This window comes from Kitasatospora sp. NPDC091257 (assembly GCF_044757675.1).
Lineage (GTDB): Bacteria > Actinomycetota > Actinomycetes > Streptomycetales > Streptomycetaceae > Kitasatospora > Kitasatospora lactacystinica.
This window is the reverse complement of the sequence record NZ_JBIVVI010000598.1, coordinates 1-5544: the sequence shown is the minus strand read 5'-3', so window position 1 is coordinate 5544 and position 5544 is coordinate 1. Positions and strand designations below refer to the sequence as shown.

3 protein-coding genes are annotated in these 5544 nt (G+C 75.7%); all 3 read right to left on the bottom strand.

What is annotated here, in order from left to right; genetic code table 11:
• Positions 1–60 precede the first annotated feature (60 nt).
• Entirely contained in the window at positions 61–573 is a 513-nt protein-coding gene (locus ACIQOV_RS25205; RefSeq protein WP_401052067.1) for a GNAT family N-acetyltransferase, read from the bottom strand.
• A 142-nt stretch (positions 574–715) separates the two neighbouring features.
• Positions 716–919 carry an MbtH family NRPS accessory protein gene (locus ACIQOV_RS25200; protein ID WP_316528801.1) on the bottom strand — a complete coding sequence of 68 codons (204 nt, stop codon included), beginning with the start codon at positions 917–919 and terminating at the stop codon, positions 716–718.
• 49 nt (positions 920–968) lie between these two features.
• A partial coding sequence (locus ACIQOV_RS25195) for an amino acid adenylation domain-containing protein (RefSeq protein WP_401052064.1) occupies positions 969–5544 on the bottom strand: 4576 nt, incomplete at its 5' end.

Below are 5544 nucleotides of genomic sequence, written 5' to 3'. Positions count from 1 at the left end.
GGACCGGCGGAGGGGCCGGTCCGCTGCTCCGGACGGGACAGCGGTCGGGCCCGGCCGGGGTCAGGCCGGGTCGGTGGTGGAGACGGCCACCAGCTTCGTCACCGAGCCGTCGTCGCCGACGACGTCCCGCAGGTGCCGGAAGCCGAGCCGGTGGCACATCGTCAGGCTCGGGGTGTTCTCGGCGCCGACCATGCCGTAGACCTCCTTGAGCCCCAGCTCGTCCCCGGCGTAGCGGATCAGGCCGCGCACCACCTCGCCGCCCAGGCCCCGGCCCCAGAACTCCGGGGCCAGCGCGGTGACCAGCTCGTGGCCGTCGACGTTCCCGGTGCGCTTGACCTCGGCGTGGCCCGCGTACGCCCCGTCCAGCCACAGGCCCCAGACGTCGAAGAGGTTCTGCGGGTAGACGTCGGCCAGGATCGCGCGGAACAGCGTCCGGATGTCCGGCTCGGGCACGAGGTCCTGGCCCATCCAGCGGCACACGTCCGCGTTGCGCAGCAGGGAGACGAAGGCGTCCTCGTCCTCGGGCCGGTAGGGGATGAAGTCCAGGTGCTCGGTGCGCAGCGGAGGGGTCATGGTGCTCTCCTCGGGTCGTGGTGGTGCGGCGGCTCGGTGGTGCGGTCGTTCAGTGGCGCGGTGGTGGGGTGGTGGGGTGGTGCGGCGGCCGGGACGGGGCCGGTCGGCGCGGCGCGGCCGGCGGCCCCGTCCGTGCGGCCGGTCAGGCTCCGGCGTTCTCCATGCGCTCGCGCAGGCTCTTCGGGCGCATGTCGGTCCACACCTCGTCGACGTAGGCGGTGCACTCGGCCTCGGTGCCCTCGGTGCCGACGGGCTGCCAGCCGGCCGGTACGTCGAGGTCGGCGGGCCAGAGGGAGTACTGCTCCTCGTCGTTGCGCAGCACCTGGTAGCGGGTGTTCTCGTCCATGTCGGGCTCCTCTGTCGTCGGACGAACGGGTGTCGGTGGTGGTGTACGGTCAGTGGCTTTCCCGGGCGTGCCGGGCGATCTGCCGCAGGGCGGCGGCGAAGTCCTCGGCCGCCCGGCGGACGGACCCGGTGTCGTGCACGGCGGGCCGGTGGTGCCAGGTGAAGGCGAGGCGTCCGTGCTGGGTCGCGCCGACCACCTCCAGCGGGTGGGAGCCGCCGTCCCGGGGGTCGTGGTCCTGGCCGAAGGAGCCGAGTTCGGCGCGGACCAGGCCGTCGCCGGCGGTCTCGGGCCGGGCGTCCCACTGGCCGAGGTAGTTGAAGACGACCTGGCCGTGCCCGCCGGCGGCGAGGCGCTCGCGGATCTCGGGGGTGCCGAAGGTGCGCAGGGCGCCGAAGCCCAGGCCGTTGCCGGGCACCGCGCGCAGCTGCCGGCGCACGGACTTCACCAGGGCGCGCCAGTCGCGGTCCGGATCGGGCCGGTCGGGGTCGGGGACGTGGAAGGTGACGGGGTGGACGGTGGTGAACCAGCCGACCGTGCGGGACAGGTCGACGCCCTCCAGCAGGTCCTCCCGGCCGTGTCCTTCCAGGTCCAGGGCGATCCGCTGCTGTCCGCTCCAGCGGGCCAGGGCGAGGGCGAGCGCGGCGAGCAGCACGTCGTTGACCCGGGTGCGGTAGGCGGCGGGAGCGGCGCGCAGCAGTGCCTCGGTGTCCGCCTCGTCGAGTTCGACGGTGACCGCCGCGCTCGCGACATCGTCGGCGGCGGTGTCATCACTCGCGGCGCCGCCGGGGTCGGCCGGGCCGCCGGGCAGGGCCGTCCGGGCGCTCACCGCCTCCTCCCAGTACGGGAGTTCGTGGTCCAGGCCGCCCTCGGCGACATGGCCGGCGAGCCGGTGCGCCCAGTCCCGGAAGGAGGTGCCGCGCTCCCCCAGGGTGATCGCCCCGCCGCGGACGGCCTGCCGGTGGGCGCTCTCCAGGTCGTCGCGCAGCACCCGCCAGGAGACGGCGTCGACGACCAGGTGGTGGGCGACCAGGAGCAGCAGGGCGGGGTGCTCCGGGTGGCCGGTGAACAGGGCGGCGCGCAGCAGCGGGCCGCGGGCCAGGTCGAAGCCGGCGTGGAGCTCGTCGGCGGCCTTGGCCATGGCCGCGTCGGCGGCCTCGGCGCTCTGCCCGGTCAGGTCGTAGCGGATCAGGAGGTCCTCGGCGGGGGCGGGCGGCGGGTTGAACTGGTGCCAGCCGGCCTCGTCGCGGGTGAAGCGCATGCGCAGCGCGTCGTGGTGTTCCAGCAGGGCGTCGAGGGCTGCGCGCAGTGCCGTCGGGTCGGGGTCGGCGCCGAGTTCGAGCAGGGTGGACTGGTTGAAGTGGTGGTGGGCGGCGCGCGGGGTGGTCAGGAACCACTCCTGGATGGGGGTGAGCGGCAGGTCGCCGGTCACCGGGCCGTCGTCCGCGCGTTCGGTGGTGGTGCGCACGACGGTGGCGAGTTCGGCCACGGTCTGGTGGCTGAACAGGTCCCGGGTGGCCAGGTGGAGGCCGTCGCGGCGCAGCCGGGACACCACCTGCATGCTGAGGATGGAGTCGCCGCCGAGCAGGAAGAAGTTGTCGTCGGCGCCGACCTCGTCGAGGCCGAGGACGTCGGCCCAGATCCGGGCGATCCGTCGTTCGAGGTCGGTCTCCGGCGCCCGGCCCGGGCCGGCGGTGGCGTGGGCGGGCCCGGGGTCGGGCAGGGCCCGGCGGTCGAGCTTGCCGTTGGGGGTGAGCGGCAGGGCGGCCAGCGGGACGAAGGCCGCGGGGACCAGGTGGGGCGGCAGGGTTTCGGCCAGGTGGAGGCGGAGTTCGAGGGCGGACGCGCCGGTGGTGGCGTCGGTCGGGACGACGTAGCCGACGAGCCGTCCGCCGCCGGGGCCGTCGGCGCGGACGGTGACGACGGCGTCGCGCACCAGGGGGCTGCGGCGCAGGGCGCTCTCGATCTCCCCGGGTTCGATGCGGAAGCCGCGCAGCTTGATCTGTTCGTCGGCGCGGCCGGCGAACCGGAGTTGGCCGTCGGCGTCGCGGCGGGCGAGGTCCCCGGTGCGGTACATCCGGTCGCCGGGGGCGCCGTACGGGTCGGGCAGGAAGCGCTGGGCGGTGAGGCCGGGGCGGCCGAGGTAGCCGCGGGCGAGGCCGGGGCCGGCCAGGTGGAGCTCCCCGGTGACGCCGGGCGGCACCGGCCGCAGGGCGGTGTCCAGGACGTACGCGCGGGTGGCGCCGCTGGGCCGGCCGATCGCGGGGGTGCCGGTGCCGGCGGTGAGCGGGCCGGTCCAGCTGGCGACGACGGTGGCCTCGGTGGGGCCGTAGGAGTTGATCATCCGTCGGCCGGGGGCCCAGGTGTCGACCAGGTCGGCCGGGCAGGCCTCGGCGCCGACCACCAGGGTGCGCAGGTCGGGCAGGGCGGCGGCGGTTGCGGGTTCCACGGTGGCCAGGGCCGCCGGGGGGATCAGGGTGTGGCTGATCCGGCGGGCGCCGAGGGCCTCGGCGAGCCGCTCGCCGACCAGCGGCCCCTCCTCGCCGGTGACCAGGGCGGCCCCGGAGAGCAGGGAGATGCACAGTTCCAGCACGGAGGCGTCGAAGCTGGGCGAGGCGAACTGGAGCACCCGGTCGCCGGGGCCGACGGCGTACTGCTCGGCGGCGGCCGCCGCGAAGACGGCGAGGCCGGCGTGGGTCACCAGGACGCCCTTGGGAGTGCCGGTGGAGCCGGAGGTGTAGATGACGTAGGCCGGGTGGGCGGGGGTGAGGGCGGTGCTGCGGTCGGCGTCGGTGGGTGCGGTGTCCGGGCCTTCGGCGGTCCAGACCCCGGCCGGGTCGTCGAGCACCAGGTGGGCGGCGGCGTCGCGGACCATGAACGCGCGCCGGGGCGCCGGGTAGTCCGGGTCGACCGGGAGGAAGGCGCCGCCGGCCTTGGCGACGGCGAGCTGGGCGACCACCATGGCCGCCGAGCGGGGCAGGGCGAGGGCGACCAGCCGCTCGGGCCCGACGCCGCGCCCGATCAGCTGGTGGGCCAGCCGGTTGGCGGCCCGGTCCAGTTCGGCGTAGCTGAGTTCGCGCTCGCCGTCGAGCAGGGCGGGTGCGTCGGGGGTGGCGGCGACCCGGCGCTCGAACAGCTCGGGCAAGGTGGCCTCCGGCACCGGGCGGAAGGTGCCGCCGGCCTCGGCGGGCGGCGTGTCCGGTCCGGCCAGCGGCAGCGCGCCGACGGCGCGGGCCGGGTCCTGGGCGACGGCCGTCAGCAGGGTGGCGAGCTGGCCGGCCATCCGCTCGACGGTGGCCGGGTCGAACAGGTCGGTGTTGTAGGTGAGCAGGCCGTGCAGCGCGCCGCTCCCGGTCTCGACGAACTCCAGCACCAGCTCGAAGGCCGTCCGTACGGCGTCGGGCTCGATGCCGGTCACGTCGAGGCCCGGCAGGTCGAGTTCGGCGGACGGCGCGTTCTGGAGCACCACGTGGACCTGGAAGAGCGGGCTGCGGCTGGTGTCGCGCACCGGCTGGACCTCGTCGACCACCTTCTCGAAGGGCACGTCCTGGTGGGCGAAGGCGTCCAGGACGGTCTGCCGCACCTCGCCGAGGAGGGCGTCGAAGGACTGGCCGGGTTCCACCCGGGAGCGCAGCACCAGGGTGTTGACGAAGAATCCGACCAGCTGCTGGATCTCGGGCCGGTGCCGGCCGGAGGTGATCGTACCGACGGTGATGTCGGTGTCCCCGCAGAGCCGGGCCAGGTAGGCCTGGGAGGCGGCGACCAGGGTGGTGAACAGCGTGGCGCCGCGCTCCCGGCCGACCTCGGCCAGCCGGCGGGCGGTGTCGGCGGGCAGTTCCAGGCGGACGGTGGCGGCATTGGCGGCGTTCGCGGCGCGCACCGCGGGCCGGGGCCGGTCGGTGGGCAGCCTCGGCGGTACCACTCCGGCCAGTTGGCGCTTCCAGTAGGCGAGCTGTTCCCCGCTGGGGGCCCCTTCGGTGCGCTGCCAGTGGGCGTAGTCGGCGTACTGCACCGGCAGTGGCGCCAACTCGGTTTCCGCGGAGTCGAGTTCGGCACGGTAGAGGTGGGCCAGGTCGCTGAGCAGCACGCCGCTGGACCAGCCGTCGGTGACCATGTGGTGCAGGGTCAGCGCCAGCACGTGGTCGTGGTCGGCCAGCCGGACCAGGGTGGCGCGCAGCAGGGGTCCGCGGCGCAGGTCGAAGGGCCGGGCGCGTTCGGCGGCGAGCAGGTCGCGCAGGGCCTGCGGCCGTTCGCCGGCGGGCCGGCCGGAGAGGTCGTGCCGTGGCAGCGGTACGACGTGCGGCGGGTTGACCAGTTGGACGCCGTGGCCGTCGACGCTGTCGAAGGTGGTGCGCAGCGACTCGTGCCGGGCCGTCAGGGCGTCCAGGGCCGCGCCGAGGGCGCCGGGGTCGAGGGTGCCGCGCAGCCGCAGCGCGAGCGCGACGTTCTCGGCGACGCCGGGCGTGAACTCCTCCAGGAACCAGAGGCGTTGCTGGGCGTGGGACATCGGGGCCGCGCCCGTGCGGGGCACCGGGACGACGGGCGGGCGGGCCGGGGTACCGGACGCCTCGGTGAGCAGCCGGGCCAGGCCGGCCGGGGTGGGGTGGTCGAAGACCGCGCGGGGGCCG